Source organism: Streptomyces sp. BRA346, assembly GCF_052851135.1.
This window is the reverse complement of record NZ_JAIWIH010000019.1, coordinates 12,751-35,512: the sequence shown is the minus strand read 5'-3', so window position 1 is coordinate 35,512 and position 22,762 is coordinate 12,751. Positions and strand designations below refer to the sequence as shown.

Genomic DNA, 22,762 nt, shown 5'->3' with positions numbered 1-22,762 from the left:
TTGGGCGACGGTTTGCCTCAGAACCGGGGGGACAGGTCAGCGGCCCACGCACATCGAACCCAAGCTCTGCCGGTGGACGTCAGCGTGGTGCGGTCATCGGTGATGAAGGCGGATCACCTCTACGGGGACCCGGACCGGGAACCGCTTCCCCCGGCACTGCCGGAGCTGTAAGCGGCTCATCGACTGAAGCACGCAGAGGAAACAGAGTCGCCTCAGAACCTGGAGGGTCGATCGCAGACCCTCACACCTTTTCCAGGAGAGGGGCAACTTTTACCCGTGGAGGCACCGGACTTGTACGGTCCGATCACGCTGAGGGGCCAGCGCCTTCCCGCACTGGAGAGCTGGGCACGAGCCGAAGCGGGGCCGACCGTGGATCTGTGAATCCTGCTGACAACCAGGCAGGCTGGGAGTTGGGGCGCCAGGACACCCTGCCTCCCGTCATCGAATAGTCGTCTAAATCAAGAATCTCAGGAGACTCTGCAGGGATGTCAGTCTTGTCCGGTGGAAGCGGTCGGCGCTGGGCACGTGGCCTGCCCTTGCTCACTGCCCTGGTCATGTGTACGGGAACTTTTGCCGCTCCGGCAGCTGCTCAGGACATACGTTCGCGACAGTGGTACCTCGATGCCATGAAGGCTGGCCAAATCTGGCAGCACAGCACAGGTAAAGGCGTAACAGTGGCTGTGCTGGATACCGGCGTTGACGACTCCACCCCTGAACTGCGTGGGCAAGTCCTGGAGGGGAAGGACTACTCCCACGACGCGAAAGGCGCGGACATCGATACGGACGGTCATGGCACGGAAATGGCTGCCCTTATCGCGGGCAGAGGAGGTGCTGACGGCGTCCAGGGTCTTGCTCCGGGAGTCAAGGTGCTGCCTGTGAGAGTCCGCACAGGCAAGGAAATCATCGGTGATGGAACGCCGGCCCTGCTCAGGGCAATTCGATACGCCATTCAGCGAGGCGCTCGCATTATCAATCTTTCAGAGACCATCACGGGCTATCTGACCAAGGGCGCCAAGAAGCGATTGAAGACAGGCATTGACGAGATCAATTCCAGTGGCTCCTTGATATTTGCAGGCACCGGGAACGACGGCGCCTCTTCAAACATTCCAGGGTATCCATCGATCCTCGCTGGTGCTGTCGGCGTGGGCGCTGTTGATAAAAGCGGCACTGTTGCGAAATTTTCCACCCATGGCCCTCAGGTGGCACTCGCCGCTCCTGGGGAAGGCATTCCCGGGCGCTGTAAGACGGGGAATGGGTGGTGTGAACAGACGGGCACCAGCCACGCCACGGCCCTCTCCTCCGCATCGGCCGCCCTCATCTGGTCCGCCCACCCCAAGTGGACCGCGAACCAGGTCCTGCGCGTGATGATGCAAACGGCAAGCAAGCCCAAGGGCAAGGTCCCCAGCGAGTACATCGGCTACGGCATCATCCGTCCCGCCCAGGTGCTGCTCGACGGAAAGGGCGACCCCGGCCCGGCGGACGTGAATCCGCTGTTCCCCAAGTACCAGCCCGGGAAGGCGTCCTCCGCGTCGCCGTCCTCACCCGCGAAGGGTGACGCCCCGTCGGGTGCTGCGGACACAGACAGCAAGAGCCCTGCGTCCTCCGCAACGGGTGGCGACGACGGGAGCGACAACACGCTCGTCTACGCCGGAATCGGCGTCGCCGCAGCCCTGGTCATCGGAGGAGGGGCGTATGCGCTCATTCGCCGGCGCAGGCGGGCCTGAGAGGGCGAGGCGTTATGAACGGTGTGGGCCTGGATAACGTGGAGTCATGACCAAGTACGACCCTCCAGTGTACGAAACATACCTGACGCGCACTCCCCTCCAACTCCTGCTTGGAGTGGGCTGGAAGCGCATCGTGATGCTCCGGGTCGACCAAGATGGCGTGACTCTTGGTGGTACTCCCAAGCAAACGGCTCTCGTCCCGTGGCAGGACATCACTTCTGTAGTGCTATGGCGAAGGTATCTGCGGGATGTCGCCACACTTGGTAAGACTCACTCGCTCGTGCCCACGGACGACTGGACAGACTTCGTTGGCCTTCGTCGTCGCCCTGGTGCGCCGCCTCTGCCTGGACCGAATAGCAAGTTGAGCGCTGAGCAGACGGCGAAGCTCGCCCGGCACATCGATCACGATCTCTTTCTTGCCAGCCGTGCGATCCGACTCTGGAAACTTGATTCGGAACGTCTTCAGGCTGCCGTGGCGGCCTTTTCCCCTCGTGTGCCCGTGCATGATGAGCGACACGCACGGTAGCAGCTTGGGGCGCGATCATTCGGCATCCAAGTTTGCCGGTCACCGGAAATAATGAAAGCAGAAGGTGCTCGGATGCCGCCATCGCGGCGGGGTACCTCCGATATGAGCTCGAAAAATGCCGTAAGTAGCGGCACGGGGGAAAGGAGACACAGGTGGTGGGCAACCATGGTGAATTGAAGATCACCAAGGAGGCCGAGGAGCGAATCACCAGAAATCTGCGGTCAGCTTTGCATGGTCTGGAGGGAGCCGGAAAGGGCAAGGGTTCCGCGCAGAACAGCAGCCTGAGCACCATGAGCCTGTCGGCAACTGAGGCCAGTGGTGAGGGACTTTCCGATACTTTCTCGAATTTCTGTGAGTTCTGGCAGTTGGGCATCAACATGCTGGAGCAGACTGCCAACTCGCTGGGAACCCAGCTGAGTCAGGCCGCCGGTGCCCTGTGGGAGGAAGACCGGAACCGGGCGGGCGCGTTGAGGGTCGGCCTCGGCAATGCCGCCGTGGGTGCCGCGGCGGGCCCAGGCGGGGCAGGTGTCAGTGGCATTCTCGGGAACTTCGGTGGCCCTTCTGGCTCCGGCGCGTCCGGCTACCGCGCGCAGCCCTCCCCGCAGACCGGACCGCAATCATCGCTTTGGGACTACGTCGGTACCGGCGGGAACGGGACCGGGCGGCATACGGGCCCTGGCGATGCTGAGGGGAGCGGGAGCTGATGCCGACGAACACGAAGGATGTGAGCTGGGGCCAGGGCGAACTGGAGTTGGGCCAAACGGAGGAGCCCAAAGAGCTGATCCATGGCGACGCGTCCAAGCTTCGGTCGAACGCCGCGCAGCTGAGAGGCCTGGCCAAGGGCCTTGAGTCGGTCGGTGAGGGGATACGGAAGCTGAACTCCCACGAGATCAAGGGGGAGACGGCAGAAGCCTTCCGCAAGCGAGTGTCCACTGAACCGAAGAAGTGGTTCCAGATCGCGCACGCGTGTCATCGAGCGAGTGGGGCGCTGACGGACGTCGCTCACACCGTGGAATGGGCTCAGCGCCAGGCCCGGGAGGCGATCGATACCTTTGCGCGGGGCAAGCGTGCCTCGGACAGGGCTCGCGGGGTGCACAACGACAAGGTCAAAGCCCATGGCCAGGCTGTTGACGCCTACGACAACAAGCCTGCCGTCGACGACGCGGAGTGCGCGGCTCCGCCTAAAGCTCCGGGCGCATTCCACGACCCGGGCGCTGCGTACATGGAAACGGCTCGAGAGATCCTGGCCGAGGCTCGCCGCCAGCGTGACACGGCGCACGACAGGGCCCAGAGTGCGGTCAAGGGAACATATGACGAGGACCAGGCCGGGCAGAGGGCTGCAACAACGGAGCTGAATTTCTTGGAAAAGATCCAGAATAGCGAGCAGTATAAGAAGTACAAGGAATTTAAAGAGAGTTATAACAAAGTCAAGAAGATCTCCAAGATCCGGGGGTCCATCAGCGCCACCATGGCCCTTTGGCAACAGTGGACGAAGGGCGGCCAAGCTGCCGAGGAGTGGCTGAAGAAGATGGGGAAGGGCCCGGCCTGGCTCTCAGATGCTGCGGCCGGTGAAGGAAGGCTTGCGGGTCTCGCCGCCCGCGGGGTCGGTGCGGCTGAGGCCATGGGGAAGATCAGCAAGGCCATGATGCCCTTGGCCGTCGTCGGCGGACTCAAACAAGCGATAAGTCCAGACCATGGCGGAGGCCGTGGTGTGGCAGACCGAATTGCCGGGGGCGCACAGGCGTTGGGCGGGGGAGCGGTGCTGTCAGAAACCGCTTTGAGCGGCGGTCTCCTCGCTTCGGAGGCTGTTGCTGCCAGTATCCCGGTCGCTGGCTGGGCAGTGGTGGGTGCCACAGGCGCGTATTTCGCGGGCAGTTATATCTACGACAAGTGGGGCGACGACATCGCCGCAGGCGCCAAAACCGCGTGGAACGCCACGTCAGATGCCGTGGGGAGCGCGGTGGACAGCACGGTGGACACGACGGTCAACGCTGCCCTCCACCCCTCGCACGCGGTGAAGACCGCGGAACACGCCGTGAACGGCACAGTCGACTCGGTCAAGAAACTGAAGTTCTGGTGAGCAAGAAAGAGGTCTTTCCCGTGCCACAGTCCCACGAAGGCGGCGCAACGCTCGAGGAGATACGCCGGGATCTCGGCAAGGCCCTTGCCGAAGAGGGATCGCGGCCGCTGCTCCGGTTGACCGACGAAGAGCTCGCCGTGCTAAGTCCGGCGACGGAGGGCGGAAGCGCGATCGTTGCCGCTCCCCATCTGGAGGGGATGCCCGCGCAGGAGCGGGACTGGGTGCTCGCGACCGCGCTGCGGTCGCTGGTGTCGAGGGACCTGGTGGAGATCGCCAACATCGCTGAACTCGACGCGGCCCTGCGGCAGGAGAACCGGTCCGCCGACGTCGAGATGGACATGCGTTTCTCCCCGGACCTGGAGTTGGCGCTGACTCTGCGCAGGACTGCGGAGCGCGTCCTGGCAGTGGAGCGGACCACGTCCGAGGACACCTCGTATGCCTATGTCTTCGTCCACGGCGCCGACGTGCTCCTGATCGAGGACGTCACCGGCGGCGGTATGCATGCGTTCACTCTGGTGGCCACGGTGCCTGAGGCGGCGGAATCCATCCGCCGACTGGTCGACCCGCACGAGACCGCCGGACACGACGGACCCACCCAGGAGCTGGATCCCGAGGCTCTCGAACGGGACTCGATGGCTCCCCCGATGAAGGACGTCATCGACAACGCCCTTGTGGTCGGCCAATTGGTGCTGCTGGCCGACACCCCTGGACCCCTGCTCATGACGTACGCCACCGCGGAGGAGCTGTGGACGGTGAACGTCGACGCGCCGCACGCTCCTTCGGGTATCACGGCGCGGAGCGTGGGGGAGCAGACTCTCGTCGACAGCGTTTCTCGCCTGCTGACGCCGACTGCTGTGGCGGCATAGCGGGGTTGGGTGAGCCGGGGGCGTGGCGCCGGCGCCCTCGGCCGCCTCAACGGGCCGCGACGGTGACTTCCTCCGGGGCGGGGTATGTGATCTTGTTCTGGCAGGACAGGCGACCTTCCAGATCGGTGAACCTCTGCGCGGATTTGGTCAGGATGCTGACCTCGGCGCGGTTGGAGAGGCCGACGTTGTCGGTGAGCGTCACCTGGAAGGCGAGCATCTTCTTGTCCTTGGTCTTCTGGGCCAGGTCGGGGCGTTGGCAGTCGACCAGGAGCTCGGCGCGCTTTCCGTTGCCGGTAGTGCGCACGTCGAACGAAGTAGTTTTTCCGGCCTTCCTGTCAACTGAGGGGAAAGAGCTGGGCCCCCAGTTCACTGTAACGACGAATAATTTCTTCTTGCCTGACTTGTCGAGGATGCCACACGGTGAACCTGCTTCTGGTTCGAGAGTCGTCATCTTCTTGTTCATGCTCAGGCTAATCTTGATGGAGAAATCCTCCCCGTCTCGGGGGGCAACCACCTGGGTCAGGTTGTGATCTCGATCTGCTTCGGCTACGGCTTCTTTGTCGAAAACACCAAGGCAGGTCCTCTCACTGAGACGAGCAAGGTAAGGGTTTGTGGTCTCGTCCTCGTCCTTTCGCTTCGAATCACCACTACCTCCACCGCAGGCGGTGACGGTGAAGGCGAGTAGGCAGGTGAGTGAACTGGTGGACCGGAAAAATCTCACCAGTGAATATGGCAGGCGCATAGTCCCTCTTGGGTTTCTACTATTTTCCACTGTCGGTGAGGCTGCTGTTGCCGACGCCGCGATCGTATCCGTTCTTGATGGCCTCGTCGGCTCTGGCATACCAAGGAGAATTATCGGCGCCGGGGTTGACGGCCACATATGCATCGAATGTCACCGCTGACCTGCGTTGGCTCTTCTCGATGAACTCCTTCTTGAGATCGCTTGCGTCTCTGTCGACTTTCATGTCGTACTCTTCTTGGCGGCGCTCCATCTCTCTGTCGATTTGAATGCCCAGGTGTGTCTCGATAGCTCCTGTCCCTGCTTCGATGAACGGCGTGACGAAGGGGGCGTATCTTGCTGCTTCGAGCGGCATGGTGATGAGGCTTGTGGCACCGCTGATTCCTTGGGTCACGTCATACTTCTTCCATTCCGCCGCCTCGGAAAGCTTTCTGGCCTGCCCGGTTTTGCTGTCCTCGGCATTTGACGTGATGGCGTCAGCGCGAGCCTCATCGAGAATTCCCTGAGTTTCGGCGCCGGCTCCGAAGATGGTGATGAGGGAATCGTCGGCTCGGGGGTGGGCCTTGACGGCGCTGATGGTGAATTCTTGCTGTGCCGTGGAGAGGATCTTGTAGCTGTCATCATCGCGGCCGACTGCGGAGAGGAAGTCCTTTGCTCTCTCGTGCGTGACCAAGATGCCACTGTCTCCGATGCTGCCGAAGGCTGCATCTCGGATTCCTTGGCCAGAATATTTGTCACCGAAGTTCGTGGTGGCCGAGTTCAGGTTATCGATATACCCTGCGCCCATTCTGGCCAAGCTGTCGCTGAGCCCCGGCTTATCCGCAACCAGTCCGGAATTCTCGGCGACCATGACAACTGTCTGGGTCATCACGTTGGCGCTTTCCGGCGTCCTGTGCAGTCCCAGTTCGGGCTGGTCGTACGGATGGCCGAGGGTGGCTGCCTCCAGAGCGTGGCCCAGTTCGTCGTAGGCGTAACCTCGATCGTTGGCGGCGAGGGGATTCCCATTGGGCCAATTCCGGTCTCTCAGGAGATATGCGAGATCGGGGTCCGGGGTCGCCAACGGGTTTCTTACATAGTCTTTCTGGTGGAACAGCGCCTGCGCCGCCTCCGGATTGCGCCCCAGCGCCTCCATGTACCCCGCCATGGGATCCATGCCCTGGTCGCTTCCCTTGCCGAAATTGAGGTAGGCCGCATACCCCCTGGGGCTCCACAGGCCCTTGAGGTCGTCCTTGTGCTTGCGGTCGAACTCGATCAAGCCTCCCGTGCGGCCGTCCTTCTCGTGGCTGCGCGGGTCCTTGTAGCCCTTGCCGTAGTCCAGCAGGAAGTTCTTGTCGTACTCTCCATACCGCAGCAGGCTGCTCATGACCTGAAAGCCGTACGGGCCCTTGCCGAACGGGCCGCCGTCGGAGTGGGTGTTGTCGAGGCGCTGGGGGCCGAGCCTGATGACGTCTCGCTTCCACTGCTCGATCGCTCTGCTGTGGGAGTGGGAAGCCGTGGCCAGGGTGAAGCCCAGGGACCTTTGTAACTTCTCCAGCGCCTTCGTTCGGTCGCCGCCCCTCTGGGTTTCATCGGCGGCGTGTTCCCAGAACCGCAGTGTGCCCTTCGCGCCGAGTTGGGTGGCGAACTTCTCCGAGAAGAGGGGGTCCCCTTCGTGGCGCGCGAGGATCGAGTTGACCTGCTGGAGCTGGGTCGTGGACAGGTTCGCTTTTGACTGTGCCAGTTCGGTGACGGTCTTGAGGTCCCGGAATGCCTGCTCGCGGCCCCGCTTGGCGCCCTTGAGGCTGTTGAAGCCGTCGCCCGTGAACCCCTTGCCCCGACCGTTGAAATCCTGGGCGAGGGCCCATTGGAGGATCTCGTCGGCCGTGGTGGCGTCCGAGATCACCTGCATGATCTGTTCGTTGTAGCCGTATACCGTTTCGGAGTATCTCTTGGCTTGCAGGCCCTGCGCCTGTACGGAGAGGTCGTCGAGGTTCGTGGGCTTGTAGGACACCAGGCCCTGCTCGTCGATCGCGAGATTCGTGTCCGCTTCGATGTCGTCCCGGTAGTCCTTGAGTTTCTTCTGGGCGCTCTTGAAGCTGGTGTGGGCGTCGCTGAGAAGGCCGTGCACATCCCTGGCCTCGAGGGCGGCCTGTTCCATCTGCTTCGCGACCGCCTTGATCTTGTCGGCGGCTGCCTCTGCCGCCTTGCCCTCCCAGTCGGAGTTGGCGATGGGGGATCCGACCTGCTTGGAGAAGGTGGTGCTGACCTGGAGGAAGTGCTCCGGCAAACCGCGCCACTTGTCGACGGCATCGGAGAGCGGCTGTAAGTTCACCGTGAGGAGGTCGTGGTAGGAGACCATTGCCCGTCGTACGCTCCATGCCCTTATGTCGATGTGGGGTAGTGCCTCGGAAGGTGCTATCTGGCGACGCGCTTATTCCCGTCGTGGTCTTGGAACGCGTCGGCCGTGTCCTTGTCGCCGAGCTGGAAGTCCGCTGCGGCGTTTCGCAGGGCGCCGGCGACGCCGTGTTCGAGCAGACCTTGGACATGGCGCATCTGGGCCCGCCAGCGATCCTCGAACGTGTCGAAGGCCGCGGCGCAGTCGAACCCCTTGAGGCTGCTCTTGACCTGGCCGGTCTCCTTCATGGCCTGGTTGTCGGCCTTCGCGAAGCTCCTGCGCGTGCCATCGGCCTTGTCGGCCATGTCGCGGAGCACCTTCGAGGTGACCTTGAGCTTCTCCTTGGGGGAAGCGGCGCCGCCGTCGTGGAAGGTGTTGATCTGCATGCGGGTCGCCTGGCGCTCGGCCGCTTGTGTGCGGAGCGCTGCCCACTGCTCGTCGAACGACACGGTCCCCCCTGGTGGCGCGTCAACTTCCGGGTGATGACAGGCGTCAATGGCCGTAAAAGTAGCGCGTTCCGTACCGGCGGCGCACGGTCGATTCAGGAACTATTCGGTCTCCAACCGCGCGGGCAGCCAGCCGAGTTGGACGAGAGGCGTGCCGCCCTTGCGGGTGATCAGGGTGGCGCGGCCCGGGGGGAGCCGGCGGGGGCGGATGCCTCCGAGGAGGTCGCCTTCACCTGGGTCGCCCGAGAGGATGACGCCTTGGGCGCCCAGTTCCTTGACGCGCTGGAGGAAGGGCTCGTACGAGGTGCGCGAGGCGCCGGCCGTGCTGCGGGCGATGATGAGGTGGACGCCGACGTCGCGGGCGAAGGGGAGGGCGTTCAGCAGGTGGTCCAGGGGGTTTCCGGCGCTCGTGGCGACCAGCTCGTAGTCGTCGACGATGACGAAGAACCGCGGCCCGCTCCACCAGTCGCGGGCACGGAGCTGCCGCGGGGTGACGTCGGGACCAGGGGCCCGGTGTTCCATCAGGGCGCTCAGGGCGTCCATGTGCATCTCGAGGGCGGGCGCGGCCGGGGCGTACTCCAGGAGGTGGGATTCCGGGACGGCCTCCAGGAGGGTGCGGCGGTAGTCGCCGACGACGATCCTCGCCTCGTCGGGGGCGTACCGCTCGCAGATCTGCCGGGCCAGGAGACGTAGCAGGGAGGTCTTGCCCGACTCGCTTTCGCCGAAGATCAGGAAGAAGGGGGCGGTGTCGAAGTCGAGGAAGACCGGGGCGAGGCTGTCCTCGTCGACGCCGATCGGCAGACCGAGGTGGGGGTGGTCGAGGGGCTTCGGGAGCTGGTCGGCGGGGAGTTCGCGGGGGAGGACGCGGACCTCCGGGGCGGCGGGACCGGGCCAGTGGGTGCTGACCGCGCGGACCAGGGCGGACGTTGCGGCGGCCGCTGCCCCGGCGGCGGCCGCCGCAACGGCAGTGGCCGCTGCCCCGGTGGTGGCCGCTGCCCCGGTGGATGTCGCTCCTCCGGCGGAGGGCGCTTCCCCGGCAGCGGCCGATTCCCCGACGGGAGCCGATGCCCCGGCGGCAGTCGGGTCGGTTCCGGCGGCAGTCGGGTCGGTCTCCGCGGTGGCGGCCAGCCGCGGCTGCGCCGCCAGGAAGTGGAGGCCTTCGGCGGTCTGGCCGCGGCCGGGGACGCCGACCGGCACGTTGGCGGCCGTCCTGCGGTTGAAGTCGGAGTCCAGGGGGTCGCCCAGGCGCAGCTCAAGGCGGTTCAGGAACTGGTCCTTGAGCGCCGCTCGCACCTCCATGGAGCGGGAGGCGGTCAGGATCAGATGGACGCCGTAGCCGAGCCCGCGGGTCGCGAGGTCCATGACCGGGCCCTCCAGCGTCTCGTGCTCCTGCTTGAAGGCGCCCCAGCCGTCGATGACCAGGAAGACGTCGCCCCAGGACTCGTCGGGAAGCTCGCCCACCGCCCGCTGCTTCCGGTACGTGGCGATCGAGTCGATGCCCCGCGTGCGGAACAGCTCCTCGCGGTCGGTGAGTACGCCGATGACCTCGGCGACCGTACGGCGCACCCGTTCCGGGTCCAGGCGTGAGGCGACCGTGCCCACGTGCGGCAGGCCCGCGATCGCGGACAGTCCGCCGCCGCCGAAGTCCAGGCCGTAGAACTGGGCCTCGCGCGGGGTGTGGGTGAGGGCGAAGGACGCGATGAGCGACCGCAGCAGGGTGGACTTGCCGGACTGGGGACCGCCCACCACCAGCAGGTGGCCCGCCGCGTCGGAGAAGTCGCGGTAGAGGACCTCGCGCCGCTGTTCGAAGGGCTTGTCGACCAGCCCGACCGGGGCGATCAGGTCGCCGGGACGGGCATAGTCCGGCGCGTGCAGACCGCGGGCCGGGGAGATGGCCAGCGGGGGAAGCAGCTCGTCGAGCGCGGGGGACACGTCGAGGGGCGGCTGCCACACCTCGTGCGCCGCCGGGCCCTGCCCCTCCAGCCGCCGGACGATGACGTCCAGCACCGTGTCGGACAAGGCGTCGTGCGACCGGGCGTCGTCCGGCCGGGCCGTGCCCCCGGAGGGGGCGGGGGAGGTGTACGAGGCCGGGACCGGCTTCGCCGTGAACAGCGCGGGCCGCCGGTCGAGCGGGGGCCCGCCGTCGCCGCCGTCCACCGCCGGATCGTAGGTGCGGTACGCGCCCGAGACGTACGCCGCCTTGAAGCGCACCATCTCGTCCGTACCGAACTTCAGGTAGCCGGAGCCGGGCAGCGTGGGCAGGTGGTAGGCGTCCGCAACGCCCAGCGCGGCCCGCGACTCCGTGGCGGAGAAGGTGCGCAGGCCGATGCGGTACGACAGGTAGGTGTCCAGGCCGCGCAGCCTGCCCTCCTCCAGGCGCTGGGAGGACAGCAGCAGATGGACCCCGAGCGAGCGGCCGATGCGCCCGATCTGGATGAACATCTCGATGAAGTCCGGCTTGGCGCTGAGCAGCTCGCTGAACTCGTCGATGATCAGAAGGAGGGTGGGCAGCGGCTCCAGCGGGGCGCCCGCGGCCCGCGCGCGCTCGTAGTCGTGGACGTTGGCGTAGTTGCCCGCACCGCGCAGCAGCTCCTGGCGGCGCTGTAGCTCGCCGCGGATGGAGTCCTCCATGCGGTCCACGAGCGTCAGGTCGTCCGCGAGGTTGGTGATGACCGCGGAGACGTGCGGCAGCTCCGCCATGCCGGTGAAGGTCGCGCCGCCCTTGAAGTCCGCCAGGACGAGGTTGAGGTGTTCGGAGGAGTGGGTGACCGCGAGGGCCAGGACCAGTGTGCGCAGCAGCTCCGACTTGCCCGAACCGGTGGCGCCCACGCACAGCCCGTGCGGTCCCATGCCGCCCTGCGCGGCCTCCTTGAGGTCGAGCATCACCGGCTCGCCGTCCTCGCCGACCCCGATGGGGACCCGCAGCCGCTCGGCCGTCGTACGGGGGCGCCAGGCCCGGGTGGCGTCCACGGAGGCCGCATCGCCGAGGTCCAGGAGGTCGGTGAAGTCCAGCTCGGCCAGCAGCGGTTCGTCCTGGTCGCCGCCGGCGCCCACGCGCAGCGGCGCGAGCTGGCGGGCCAGCGCCTCCGCCGCCACCAGCGGGAGCGTGTCCGGCTCGCCTTCGTAGACCAGCCCGGCGGCCGACCGGAGGACGAGCCGACCGGGGCGTACGTCGACCGACAGGCTGCCGCGCGGCTCGTCCAGCTCGCCCGGCACCACCTCGATGACGGTGACGCCCTGTATGCCCTCCGCGTGAGCCAGCAGCGCGTCGGCCGCGACCGTGCCGCCGTCCAGGATGACGACCACATGGCGCGCGTCGAGGACCGGCGGGCCGTCGGGATTGAACCGGGGGCGCCCGGCGAGCGGGCCTCCCGGACCGTCCGCGGACAGCAGCGCCTCCAGTTCGTCCGCGTCCCGGCAGAACAGCCGCCGCGTGCCCGCCCCGTCCAGGGCGCCGGGCACCTGGGTGTGCGGCAGCCACTTCGTCCAGTCCCAGCGCGCGACGGCGTCCGGGCCGCCCGCCAGGACGGCCACGGCCAGGTCCTCCGGCGAGTGGAAGGTGACGAGCTGGCCCACCAGGGCGCGCGCCGTGCCCTGCGCGGTGTCCGCGTCCCCGGCCACCGTGAGGTGGTAGAAGCGGCGCAGCGACACCGCCACCGGCAGTCCGTCCACCGCTCCGTGCAGCATCAGGAACCTCTGCATCGCGCCCGCCGCCAGCGGCTCCAGCTCGTCGACGGGGGCCGTGGTCGGGGCCACCAGCGGGGTCGACAGCTGCTGCGGGCCGACGCCGACCCGGATCTGGCCGAAGTCCTCGTCGCCCAGCCTGCGTTCCCACACCCTGGCGCCGTCGGCGACCATCGCCCAGAGCTGGTCCGGCGCCGGGTGCAGATACAGCAGCACGTCGAGCTGGGTACGGGCGGTACGGCGCACACCGCGCCGGGTGTGCGCGAGGTACGTCAGGTAGTCCCGGCGCGCCCCCGCCGTCCGGCCCTCCGTGCCGCGCCGGAAGCGCACGATCTGGGCGGCGACGGTGGCGAGGGCCGACACCAGCATCATCCAGCCCATGACGCGCATGAAGGGCCCCGCGCCCGAGTTGAAGAAGTAGACCACCGAACCGCCCATGCCGAGCAGCGGCAGAAGCTGCGTCAGCAGGCCGCCTTGCTCCGCTCGCGACAGCTCCGGGGGCGCGGTGAGCTGGAGTTCGTCCGTGGGCACATCGGGCGGCAGCGCCCGGGGAGGACGCTTGACGACAATCTGGCTCACCGGGCGGTCAGTCCCCCTTTTTTTCAGCGTCCCTGCACAGAGCGAGATCCGGTACACGTCACGCCGGTGCCGCGGTGACGCCGTCCCCCGAACCCCGTGAGCCTACCGCTACGCCCCGTCACCGCTGGGACGGCCCCCTGGGGCCTCGGCGGGGAAAGCCGCTGGACGCGCCGAGGGGGCGTACACCAGCCGGTGTACGCCCCCTCGGCGCGCATCGCGGGAACCGTGCTCAGCTCACGTCGAATTCCCCGTCCCGCGCGCCGAGCACAAAGGCGCGCCACTCGGCCTCCGTGTAGCGCAGCACCGTCTCGGGGTCGGCCGAGTTGCGCATGGCCACGGCCCCGTTCGGCAGATAGGCGATCTCCACGCGTTCTTCCGTGGTGCTGCCCGGCGCACTGAGCCACTCGACACCGGAGATGTCGAGGGCGTACAGCTCGGCCTTCTCTTTGGCGTCAGCCATCGGTGGAGAACCCCTTCGCATTACCGCGGGAACAATCCCGCAATCACAGCCCTTGGCGGACAGTCTCTTGCACTGGTGTGCACGGCGGCAATCGAACACCGGCAGGACGGGCCGGAAGGACCGGAAGGAGGTGTCCCGGAGCCGCCGGGTAGGGTTGGCTGCCGCGCGCATGACACGAGCAGGAGAAGCGGTACAACGAGGGGGCCTTGCACGTGAGTACGTTCGCCACGAGCGATGTCGGCGCACGCACAGCCGCAGCCGCAGGTACACGCGCAGGCGCGGACAGCGGAGTCTGAGCGGTGGCTGATGTGCTGCACCTTCCCGTCGGCGGCGGGAGGCGCTCGTGGAGCCGCTGAGCCGGGACGACCCGCGGCGGATCGGGCCCTATCACCTCATCGCGCGGCTGGATCCGGGGGCGGGGGACGTCGCGGCGGTGGCGCGGTGCTTCGTCGCGCGCAACGGCGGTGGCGATCGTACGGTCCTCCTCAGCGCGCCGCCGGTGGCGTCGGCGGACGACGCCGGGTACCGGGAGCGGTTCCGGGCGGAGGCGGAGAGCGCGCTGCTGCTGGCCGGTGCCTCGCGGTGCCGCTGGATCGTGCCCGTAGCGGAGGTCGCGGGCGACGGTGCGCGCCCGGGCGCTGGTGTGCGCTCGGGCGACGGTACGCGCGCCGGTGACGGCACGGAGCCGCCGTGGAGCGCGTCCCCGTATCTTCCGATGCTCCCCCTGCCCGCCGCGCTGGAGGTCTACGGAGGGCCGCTGCCGCCGCGCACCGTACGCGCGGTCGGTGCGGCGCTGGCCGAGGCGCTGGACCAGGTGCACGGGGCGGGGTTCACGCACGCCGGGGTCGCGCCGGGCACGGTGTACCTGGCGGGCGACGGCCCCCGGCTGGCCGGGTTCGGCGCCGTGCGCGCCGCCGGGCCGGACGGTACGGCACGGGCCGGGCTGCCGGGGCTGGACGCCGACGCCCTGCCCCCGGAACAGCTCGCGGGCGGTCGGCCCCGCCCGCTGGGGGACGTCTTCGCGCTGGGCTCGGTGCTGGCGTACGCCGCGACGGGGGAACCGCGACCCGAAGCGGACGCGCTGCCGCGGGAGTTGCGGGACACACTCCGGTCGTGCCTCGCTCCGGATCCGGCGGACCGGCCGACGGCGGGGGCGCTGCTGGACGAGCTCATGCGCGGCGTGCGCGCCCCAAGGCCCGCCGCGACCGCGCGGGCGCCCGCGGGGGCGATGCCCACGGCCGTCGACGGCGCCTCCGGCGGTCCGTCCGCGACGCATGGCGGCGGGCCGGGTTCGACCGCCATGGACGCCGGGATCAGCCGGGCCGCGGGTCTGCTGGGCCCGGGCTGGCTGCCCGGAGGGTTGATCATCGCGCTGTCCGAGCAGTCGTCGGCGGTACTGGCGGCGGAGATCGATGCGGTGCCCGAGGCCGCCACGGTGCCCGATGCCACCACCGACACCGCCACGCAGGACGAGACCGCGCAAGCGACCCCGGGCCCCGGCGGGACGACTGCCGCCCAGAAGGCCACCCGCCCCTCCCGGCGCGCTCTCCTCGTGGGCGCCGCCGGGGGCGCGGCGGGGCTGGCGCTGGGCGGCGGCGTCACTTGGGTGGCGACGGAGCCGGACCCGCCCGCGCCGCCGACCCCGGCCCAGCGCCTCGCCGCTGCCCGCCCTTCGCGGCGACGTGTGGAGGGTGCGCCGCCCACGCCCGTGTGGCGTTACGGCATCGAGGGCGCGCCCCCGGCGTACGCGCCGCTCATCTGGCGTGACGCGGTCGCGGTCATCACCGGGGAGCGGTTCGTCGCGGGAATCGATCTGCGGACCGGTAAACGGCTCTGGACGCAGGACGGGCTCCGGTCGAAGGCGCAGCCCTGGGCGGGCGGCGAGGACGCGCTGTTCGTGCCGGGAGACGGCATTGCGGCGTTGGACCCGCGCACCGGTCGTATCCAGTGGCGGTCCAAGGAGTTCCGGCTGGGCGCGTCCACATCCTTCGGGACGCTGCTCGCGGTCGACGGGTCCACGGTGTGGTTCACGGCCGGGACGCGGGAGGGGATCGGCCGCGTCGTAGTCGCCTACGACGTCGGTCGGCGCGATGAGATGTGGCGCGGCCCCCTGCCGGACGGTTTCACTGACGGGTCGCTCCTCAAGGGCGCGCTCGTGGTGATGAATCGGGGCGGCCAGGGGGCGAAGACCAAGGAGGCCGTGGCCTTCAGCCGGGATGCCGGAAAGAAACTCTGGCAGCGGGTTTATCCGGGCGTGAGCGCAGAAGGGATGGTCACCACCGACGCCGACCGCACGCTGATAGCCGCTGTCGACAGCACTCTGCGGGGATTCGACGCGGCCCGGGGCGGCAAAAGGCTGTGGTCCGTCGAGGCCCTCGGGAAGCACCGTGAAGGCCGGCGCGCCGACTTTGGTCTGCCCCGTGTGCACGAAAAGACCGCGTACGCCGCGGACGGCGGCTACGCCCTCCACGCGATCGACGCGGCCACCGGTCGGATCCGCTGGCAGCGCGGCTACGGATTCGTGATGAAGGATGTGTCGGCGCCGGGCACTCCTGACACTGTCGTCAGCCCGGCGGGGCACCGGGTGTTGACGGCCGGGGACGTGGAAGTGGACGCGTTCGACGCCGAGGACGGCGCGTTGCTGTGGCGCTTCGCCGATACCGGCGGCGACGCGGGCAAGGGCACGGAATCGGCGCGCCGCAAGGTGGCGGTCACGGATGACCGGGTCGTCGTGATCGGCCGCAAGAGCGTGTACGCGCTGCCGCTGGACTAGGGAAGGACCTATGGAACCGCCGCACGTGGACGGCTGGGGTGGTGCGACCGACGACGACGGCACGCCGCGGATCGGCCCGTACCGCGTCCTCGCCCCATGGGACGGGCGCGGGGCGCCCGAGGACGCGCGCCGCTGCCTCGCGCGCGACGACCGCTCGGGTCGCACCGTCGTGCTGACGCTGCCGCACCCGGCGCTGGCCGACGACCCGGCCTATCGGGTGCGATTCCGCGCGGAGGCCGAGAACTCGCGCCGTCTGACCGGGCGCTGGGCGCCGCCCGTCGCCGATATCGCTCCGGCCGACGCCCGGCTTCCCTGGGTGGCCCACGACTGCTTCCCCGCCCTGACCCTGCCCGCCGCGCTGGCCGCACACGGTGGCCCGCTCCCGGAGCCGGTCGTCCGCGCGCTGGGCGCGGCCCTCGCGGAGACGCTGGCGGGCGCGCACGCCAACGGCCTGGTGTTCGCCGGGATATCGCCCGGCGCGGTGCTGCTCACCGCCGACGGCCCCCGGCTGACCGGCTACGGGCTGGTCCGCGCCGCGGCCCTGGACCGGGTCGGGCGTGCGGGACTGCGGGGCGTGGACCCCGCCGCCCTGCCGCCCGAGCAGCGCGCGGGCGAACGGCCGCGGCCTCACGGCGACGTCTACGCGCTCGGCGCGGTGCTGGCCTGCGCCGCGACGGGCCGGACACCGGGCGTTCCCGACGCACTGCCGGACGGGCTTCGTACGGTGGTCACCGCCTGCCTCTCCGCGGACCCCGCGCACCGGCCCCGGCCCGCCGGGCTGATCCAGGCGCTCCGTACGACCCCCGCGGGCACGGGCGGTGGCCTGCCGCGGCCCATCGCGCATGCCCTCGCCGAACAGGCCGACCGCTACCCGGTGGAAGCGGTGCCGGACGCGGCGGAGCCCGTCGGCCGTGACCACGAAAACGGACCGTCCCGGCGTTCGCTGACCATCGGAGGCCTGGCCGGGGTGGCCGGACTCGTCGTGGGAACAGGCGCGGTGGCCACGTTCCGCGCGGCGGCGGACGATGGGCCCGGCCGACCGGCACCGCTGTCCGTGCGCGGGACCGCCCCCGCTCCGCTGTGGCGGCGCGATATCGACATCGACGTCGAGGAGCAGAGTCCGCCCGTGATCTTGGGCGGGCGATACATGCTGTTCGCCAACGCGAGCGCGGCCACGATAACGGCGGTGCGGCTGCGCGACGGCAAGAAGCTCTGGACCCGCGAGAACATGTGGTCCGCGCAGGCGCTCAGGCCGCTCGGCGGAGGGCTCTTCCTGAAGGCAAGTCAATCCTCGTTCGAGCCCGAGTTCGCGGCCATCTCGATGCGCACGGGAAGAGTCGTGTGGACCGAGCGCGCCTACGACGGGACTAAACGCCCCGCGTTCCAGGGCCCCTTGGCTACCCGCGGCAACACCATCTGGTTCATGGCGACGGAGGCCGGGGGAGGGGACGCGGACCGCGAGAAGCCGATGGTGATCGCTTACGACGCCAGGAAGCGTGAGGAACTGTGGCGCACCCCGCTTCCTGACGCGGGCTCGGGCGGTGAGGACCAACGCCCCGGGGTGCTGCGCGACGGGGCCCTCATCATCGAGAACAACGGCGCGTCGTCCGACGGCCTGCCCTGGACCAAGACCTGGTCGTACGTGGCACTCCGGCAGCGCGACGGCCGGAAACTGTGGACGCGCGCCTACAAGGGCGTTGTGCCCTCCACTTCACAGGCCTACCGGGATATCGTCTCCGGAGGCCTGTTGATCGCCTGTGACGGCAGAACCGCGCACGCCCACGACCTCACCAGCGGCACACAGCGCTGGCGGTTCACGGCCAAGGGATACCTGTACACCGAGCCCGCCGTCCGGGGCCGCATGCTGTGCGTCACCGACGAACACAGCGTCACCTACGCCGTCGACACCCGCACCGGTCATCCACGGTGGCGGCGCGAAGCCGCCTTCGAGCCGGGAGTCGGGATGCCCTACAGCTATAACGTGATCAGCGACGCGGGACGGACCGTGCTCCAGGCCAACGCCTCCGAGATCGAGGCGCTGAACGCTGCCGACGGATCGAGGCGCTGGCGCTTCGCCCCCGTCGGCAGCGGCCAGGGTGCTGGTGGCTTCGACGGCTTCGCGGGCAGTGTGCCCGGCATGGTCCTGGTCATGAACGGACGTTCCCTCTACGCACTGCCGGTGGACTGATTCGCCCATGGCCCAACCCCTCACCCACGACGACCCGCGGCAGCTCGGCGCGTACGCCCTCGTCGCCCGCCTCGGCAGCGGCGGCATGGGCACCGTGTATCTCGGCCGCTCGCCCGGCGGGCGCACGGTCGCGCTGAAGACCATGCACCGGCAGTTCGCCGCGCAGACCGAGTTCCGCACCCGCTTCCGGCTGGAGATCGACGCGGCCCGCGTCATCGGCGGACAGTACGGCGCCCAGGTCGTCGACGCCGATCCGCTCGCCCCGACGCCCTGGCTCGCCACCGAATACGTCCTCGGCCCGCCGCTCGACGACGCGGTCGCCCTCTGCGGCGCACTGCCCGAACCGGCCGTACGGGCGCTCGGCGCCGCCCTGTGCGACGCGCTCGCCCAGCTGCACCGGTCCGATGTCGTACACCGTGACCTGAAGCCGTCCAACATCCTGCTGACCGCCCGCGGTCCCAAGGTCATCGACTTCGGTATCGCCCGGGCGGCGGGCGACGACCGGCTGACCCGTACGGGCGCGACGGCCGGAACGCCCGCCTATATGTCACCCGAGCAGGCGGTCGGCGGCGAACACACCCCGGCGGGCGATGTCTTCGCCCTCGCCGGGGTGCTGGTCTTCGCGGCGACCGGCCGCCCGCCCTTCGGCAGCGGACAGCCCGCGGATCTGCTCTACCGGGTGCGGTACGCGGAGCCGGACCTGAGCGGCGTGCCGGACGGGCTGCGTCCGGTACTGGAGCGGTGCCTCGCCAAGGTCCCGGCGCGGCGCCCGGGCACGGCGGAACTCGGTGCGCTCCTCCAGGATGGAGCCCCCGACGGAACCGGCGGCATCACGGACCACCTTCCGGACGCCGTGCTCGCGGACATCGCCCAGCGCAGTGCGGCCGTATGGGAGATCCAGCCCTCCCGGCTGCCCGTACCGGATGAGGAGGAGTTCACGACCCTGACGTCCGCGTCCAGGCGACCCCGCGTCACCCGTCGCAGACTCCTCACCATCGGCGGCGGCGTGCTCGCCGCGGGCGGCGCGGCCGGCGCTTGGGGCCTGCTCGCCCGCGAGGACGATACGGCGGGCACCGCGCCGAAGAAGAAGCAGTCCCGGAGCACTCCGGGAGGAGCGCCGCGCATGGTGTGGAAAGCCACGGCGGGGGAGGTGAGCGGCGACGCCGTCGCGATCCCGGTCGGGGACGACCTGGCCCTGGCCTCGGACAGCGCGCTGCTCCACATCGACGCGCGGACCGGCAAGCGGCGCGCGGAGAGTCAGCTGATCGGGGGCGCGAAGACCGTACTGTCGGACGGCGAGCGGCTGTTCGCGCTGGACGGTGGCCTCAGCCAGCTCCGTCTGGCCCCCGTCGACCCCGCCACGGGCAGCTTCCGGGCGCCGCTCGCCGAGTTGGACGATCTCGACCCGCTGCAGACGCGCCTGGTGGTCGTGGTCGGCCGCTCCCTGGTCCTGGAAGGGGAGACCCGGAAGGGCTGGGTACGGATCGCCATCGACTCCCGCACCGGCGAGCAGAGATGGCGGCGCCCGATGCCCACCCCGGCCGACACCTACCTCGATCTGGTCGCGACCCCCGTGGGGGCGTCGTACGTCCGTACGCAGGGGGAGTCGGTCTCCCTGATCGACGCCCGCACCGGAGCGACCCGCTGGTCGGTGCGGGTCCCCCAGAAACACTCGGAGCTGGGGACGACCCATACCGTCGCCTCGGACCACCTGTTCCTCGGCAGCCGGGAACTCCTCGCGCTGCGGCTCTCCGACGGCAGGACCACGTGGAGCTTCGGCAAGGGCCGGAAGTTCGGCGACCACTACGACCCGCAGGCCCAGCATTACGGCCCGCCGGTCTTCAAGGACGATGTCGTCTATACGACGGAGCGCGACAACCGCCTCATCGCCCTGGACGCGCGGAACGGCCATCTGCTGTGGGAGGAGGACAAGTCCACCGCGACGCCCCTCTCCTTCTCCGCCACCTCCACCGTGAACGGCGGGTACTTCTACGCCTCGCCGGAGAACGACGCCCAGTGGATCGCGGCGATCGACCTGCGGACGCGCCGGGTCGCCTGGACCTTCCAGAGCCCCTTCGGTGACAAGGGCAGTCTCATCCCGGTGATCATGGCCCTTCCCAAGGCCAAACGGCTCATCGTCGTGCGCGGCCCCGCCGTATGCGCCCTTCCGCTCGACGAGTAGCGGCCGGAATCCCGCTCATCGACCATCCCCGCCCCCGTTCAGGAGCCCCATGAACCCCCTCGGCACCGGCGATCCCCTCCGCCTCGGCCCGTACCGCCTCACCGGCGTGCTCGGGGCCGGAGGAATGGGCCAGGTGTACCTCGGGCGGGACGCGGCGGGCCGGACCGCGGCCGTCAAGGTGCTGCGGCCCGAGCTGGCGCACGATCCGGAGATGGCCCGGCGCTTCCTGCGCGAGGCGTACGCGGCGCAGGCCGTGCGCAGCGGCGGGGTGGCGCGGGTGCTGGCGGCGCAGACCGAGGGCGGACGGCCGTGGATCGCCACGGAGTTCCTGGTGGGGCCCACGCTCGACCAGGCCGTCGAGCGCTACGGGGCCCTCGGCGAACCCGCCGTCAGGGCGCTGGGCGCGGCGCTGGTGACGACGCTGCGGGAGATCCACGGGGCCGGGCTCGTGCACCGCGACCTCAAGCCGTCGAACATCGTGCTGACCTCGCGCGGCCCCAGGATCATCGACTTCGGTATCGCCCGCCCCGAGCACGGCCTCACCCTCACCACCACCGGACAGTCGCTCGCCACCCCGGGCTATGCCGCGCCCGAGCAGGTGTTGGGTCGACGGACCGGGCCCGCGGGGGACGTGTTCTCCCTCGGCGTGGTCCTGGCGTACGCGGCGGGCGGGCGGCCGGTCTACGAGGGCGGGCACGTGGCCGCCGTGCAGTACCAGGTGGTGCACGGCGAACCAGAACTCGGCGCGGTGCCGGAGGACATACGGGCCCTGGTCGCCCCCTGCCTCGCCAAGGAGGCCACGGACCGGCCCGCCCTCGACGCGCTCGCCGGACAGTTCGCGCCGCCCCGCGGCGCCGGGCGGATCTGGCGCACCGGGCCGCTCGCGGAGGACATCGCGCGGCGCGAGACGAACGCCCGCCGGATGGCCACCATGCCCGGCGACGAGCCGTCCCGCCCAACCCGGCGCAGGCTGCTCATCACCCTCGCCGCGGGCGGCACGGTGCTCGCGGCGGGCGGCGGGGCCGGGGCATGGTGGCTGCTGCGCGACGACGAGGCCGCGGCGGACGGTACGCGGCCCTGGGACGCGAAGCCCCTGGCGAAGTACGACGAGGGCGTCGCGCCCTCGCCCCTGTGGGGACCCGTCGACATCGGCCCCCTGGATCGCGCCGATCAGGCCGTGCCCGCGCCGCTCCCCGTCGATGACCTCGTGGTCGTCCCCGCCAAGGATGGCCGACTGCGCGCCTATGGCGTAAGGGACGGAAAGCCGCGCTGGACCTCGAAGGTCACCGGGCTGACCGGACGCGCTCTCGCGGTCCCCGGCGACACCGGCGATGCCGACGGCAGCGCCGGCACTGTCCTCGCCGCCGACACCGAAGGCGCGGTACGGGCGTTGCACGCCGCGGACGGCAAGGAGCGGTGGAAGGCCGCCCGGGCGAACGCGCGGGCCCTGCTCGCCGCGGATGACCAGGCCGTCTACCTCGCCACCCGCGACGGCCGGATCCGCGCCGTATCGCTTGCCTCCCGCGCGACCGTGTGGACGGCGCCGGGCCCGGAAGGCCGGACCGCCCCCGCCGCGGTGGTGGCGGGCGACCGCCTGGTGGTCCACGGCGCCGACGGCAAGGTGACCGGGCACGACACCGCCAGCGGCAAGGCCGTCTGGCACCGCGACGGGCAGGGCTCCGCTCCCCTCCCCCCTGCTGCCACCGACGGCACGGTCTACGTGGGCGGGCGCACCCTGGCCGCGCTCTCGCTCGCGGACGGCAAGGAGAAGTGGGCGCGCGCCGCCACCGGCGAACTCGGCTGGAGCGCACCGGCCGTGCGCGATGGTGTCGTCCACGCCGTGGACGGCACCGACCTGACCGCCCGCCGGGCGTCGGACGGTTCGGACACCTGGACGGTGGCCGCTATGGCGTCCGAAGACCATCCCCTCGCGCCGCCGGTGGTACAGGGCAACAGCGTCTGGGCGATGATCGACGACTTCGGCCAGCGGGGCGTCGTGGCCGTGGACGCCCGCAGAGGAAGCGTCGCCTGGCCCTATGCCCAGGGCGGCGCGGGCGCATGGCGGCTGGCCGGAGCCGGAAACCGGGTCTTCCTGCTGCACAACGAGAAGCTGACGGCCATGCCGGTGTTCTAGGACAGCC

The 22,762-nt window shown here is 69.6% G+C and carries 14 protein-coding genes; 9 read left to right on the top strand and 5 right to left on the bottom strand.

Annotated features, from left to right (window positions below; genetic code table 11):
* Positions 1–626 precede the first annotated feature (626 nt).
* From LCH29_RS22040 to LCH29_RS22020, 5 genes are all read left to right on the top strand, one after another.
* Complete coding sequence (locus LCH29_RS22040; RefSeq protein WP_446463471.1) at positions 627–1,724, top strand: S8 family serine peptidase; 1,098 nt, start codon at positions 627–629, stop codon at positions 1,722–1,724.
* A gap of 46 nt (positions 1,725–1,770) precedes the next feature.
* Positions 1,771–2,250, top strand: coding sequence for a hypothetical protein (locus tag LCH29_RS22035; protein WP_446463470.1), 480 nt, complete (start codon positions 1,771–1,773; stop codon positions 2,248–2,250).
* A 152-nt stretch (positions 2,251–2,402) separates the two neighbouring features.
* Positions 2,403–2,954 carry a hypothetical protein gene (locus LCH29_RS22030; RefSeq protein WP_446463469.1) on the top strand — a complete coding sequence of 184 codons (552 nt, stop codon included), beginning with the start codon at positions 2,403–2,405 and terminating at the stop codon, positions 2,952–2,954.
* A complete protein-coding gene (locus LCH29_RS22025) occupies positions 2,954–4,330 on the top strand; it encodes a putative T7SS-secreted protein (RefSeq protein WP_446463468.1) in 1,377 nt (458 codons plus the stop codon). The genes LCH29_RS22030 and LCH29_RS22025 overlap by 1 nt, the downstream gene beginning before the upstream one ends.
* A 116-nt stretch (positions 4,331–4,446) precedes the next feature.
* Positions 4,447–5,196 carry a hypothetical protein gene (locus LCH29_RS22020; protein WP_446463467.1) on the top strand — a complete coding sequence of 250 codons (750 nt, stop codon included), beginning with the start codon at positions 4,447–4,449 and terminating at the stop codon, positions 5,194–5,196.
* A gap of 46 nt (positions 5,197–5,242) precedes the next feature.
* On the opposite strand, the gene LCH29_RS22015 is transcribed toward LCH29_RS22020, so the two are convergent.
* The 5 genes from LCH29_RS22015 to LCH29_RS21995 all read right to left on the bottom strand — a co-directional run bounded on the left by LCH29_RS22015 (position 5,243) and on the right by LCH29_RS21995 (position 13,478).
* The gene (locus LCH29_RS22015) at positions 5,243–5,938 is read right to left on the bottom strand and encodes a hypothetical protein (protein ID WP_446463466.1); all 696 of its coding nucleotides are present in this window, start codon (positions 5,936–5,938) and stop codon (positions 5,243–5,245) included.
* 19 nt (positions 5,939–5,957) lie between these two features.
* Positions 5,958–8,273 (bottom strand): hypothetical protein, encoded by a 2,316-nt coding sequence (locus LCH29_RS22010; protein ID WP_446463465.1) that lies wholly within the window; start codon positions 8,271–8,273, stop codon positions 5,958–5,960.
* Positions 8,274–8,329: 56 nt separating this feature from the next.
* A complete protein-coding gene (locus tag LCH29_RS22005) occupies positions 8,330–8,758 on the bottom strand; it encodes a hypothetical protein (protein WP_446463464.1) in 429 nt (142 codons plus the stop codon).
* 99 nt (positions 8,759–8,857) lie between these two features.
* Positions 8,858–13,018: a type VII secretion protein EccCa gene (gene eccCa, locus LCH29_RS22000; RefSeq protein WP_446463463.1), complete on the bottom strand. Its 4,161-nt coding sequence runs from the start codon at positions 13,016–13,018 to the stop codon at positions 8,858–8,860.
* Positions 13,019–13,247: 229 nt separating this feature from the next.
* Positions 13,248–13,478 carry a DUF397 domain-containing protein gene (locus LCH29_RS21995; RefSeq protein ID WP_123099433.1) on the bottom strand — a complete coding sequence of 77 codons (231 nt, stop codon included), beginning with the start codon at positions 13,476–13,478 and terminating at the stop codon, positions 13,248–13,250.
* Between the two features lie 343 nt (positions 13,479–13,821).
* Between LCH29_RS21995 and LCH29_RS21990 the strand changes: the two genes are divergently transcribed.
* Genes LCH29_RS21990 through LCH29_RS21975 form a run of 4 tightly spaced genes read left to right on the top strand, consistent with a single transcriptional unit; the run spans position 13,822 to position 22,755 of the window.
* On the top strand, positions 13,822–16,251 hold the full coding sequence (locus LCH29_RS21990) for an outer membrane protein assembly factor BamB family protein (RefSeq protein WP_446463462.1): 2,430 nt from the start codon (positions 13,822–13,824) through the stop codon (positions 16,249–16,251).
* Between the two features lie 10 nt (positions 16,252–16,261).
* A complete protein-coding gene (locus LCH29_RS21985) occupies positions 16,262–18,439 on the top strand; it encodes an outer membrane protein assembly factor BamB family protein (protein WP_446463461.1) in 2,178 nt (725 codons plus the stop codon).
* Between the two features lie 7 nt (positions 18,440–18,446).
* Positions 18,447–20,621 carry a protein kinase domain-containing protein gene (locus LCH29_RS21980; protein WP_446463460.1) on the top strand — a complete coding sequence of 725 codons (2,175 nt, stop codon included), beginning with the start codon at positions 18,447–18,449 and terminating at the stop codon, positions 20,619–20,621.
* Between the two features lie 49 nt (positions 20,622–20,670).
* Entirely contained in the window at positions 20,671–22,755 is a 2,085-nt protein-coding gene (locus LCH29_RS21975; protein WP_446463459.1) for a protein kinase domain-containing protein, read from the top strand.
* The last annotated feature ends 7 nt before the right edge of the window (positions 22,756–22,762 follow it).